Below are 1,178 nucleotides of genomic sequence, written 5' to 3'. Positions count from 1 at the left end.
AGTCAAGAATACCTCTTTTGATGAGGCGGTGGTGGTCAGCTCAAGCACCACTATTGTCGTTGAGGTAACCGAAGAGGAACCAGAAGCAAAATGCAAGGATATTACGGTCAATCTAGTCAATGGGTCCTATTCGAATAACAGTTTTGCAGATCTTGTAGACGATGGGTCCACCGCCCCTGTGATCTCGGTTTTATCCGTCTCTGAAAGTAGCTTTGATTGCGATGATCTAGGGCTTCAAACGGTTACCTTAACAGTGATTGGCTCTCATGGTGTCTCTAGTAGTTGCGAGGCTGGCGTTACCGTCCAAGTGGACCCCTCAGAGCAAGCTATCGCCAAATGCCAGCCTACCCAAATCATGAATTTAATGGAGGGACGGATTGATATAAGTGTAGCTGATATAGACAATGGTTCCACCTTTGGGCCATGAACTTCGCCGCGATGAGCATAGTCCAAGTTCATTTAGATTGCGAGGATATGCAATCAAAAGGTCACCCTCACCGTCGGTACGCCGGCAATAGTGCTACTTGTACCTCTACACCTTTTTGTGGATAAGAGACCCTACTGCCCTATGCCAGGAAGAAACTATTATTAAAGAACTGGATGCAATGGCGGTGTGAGCTTACGGTCGCAGAAGTGGATAACCGGGAGTATTTCCAATAATTGTACCGACCTCAGCTATAGTCTTAGTCAATCGATCTTTGATTGCGATGATGCGGACTTAAACATCCTAACCCTTACGGGCGGAGGATGGCAAACGGAAAACCAAGCTCCTGTACCAGTAATCTAACCATCCAAGACAATAGTCGCCCCGTTCCCATATGCCAAGATATCACTATTGGGTCTGGATGAAAATGACCTATACCTTGATTCCTGTTGAATTGGATAACGGGAAGTTCCGATAATTGTAGCAACATCAGTTCATTCACTGCTTCTCAAACGATTTCGATTGTGATATTTAGGCACCATGCAGCGCTGTAACCCTATATGTAAGGACCACATTGGTGTTGAATCCACTTGCACCGCCAATGTAACAGTTACCGATAACCTGCCTCCAACAGCATCCTGCATAGACCTGAGTTTCAATATGACTGGAAATGGCTTTGGGATTGGCAACTATTTAAATCAATTCCTTAGCCGCTCCTCTGATAATTGCGGCATTGTCAGTCGCAGCTTCAGTG

General features: G+C 45.8%; 1 protein-coding gene. It reads left to right on the top strand.

Annotation, left to right across the window (positions count from 1 at the left end):
* A partial coding sequence (locus D5R40_RS36780; RefSeq protein WP_161565188.1) for a hypothetical protein occupies positions 1-427 on the top strand: 427 nt, incomplete at its 5' end.
* Positions 428-1,178: the final 751 nt, after the last annotated feature.

This window comes from Okeania hirsuta (genome assembly GCF_003838195.1).
Lineage (GTDB): Bacteria > Cyanobacteriota > Cyanobacteriia > Cyanobacteriales > Microcoleaceae > Okeania > Okeania hirsuta.
Note: the sequence above shows the minus strand (reverse complement) of the source record. Positions and strands in the feature narration are given on the sequence as shown.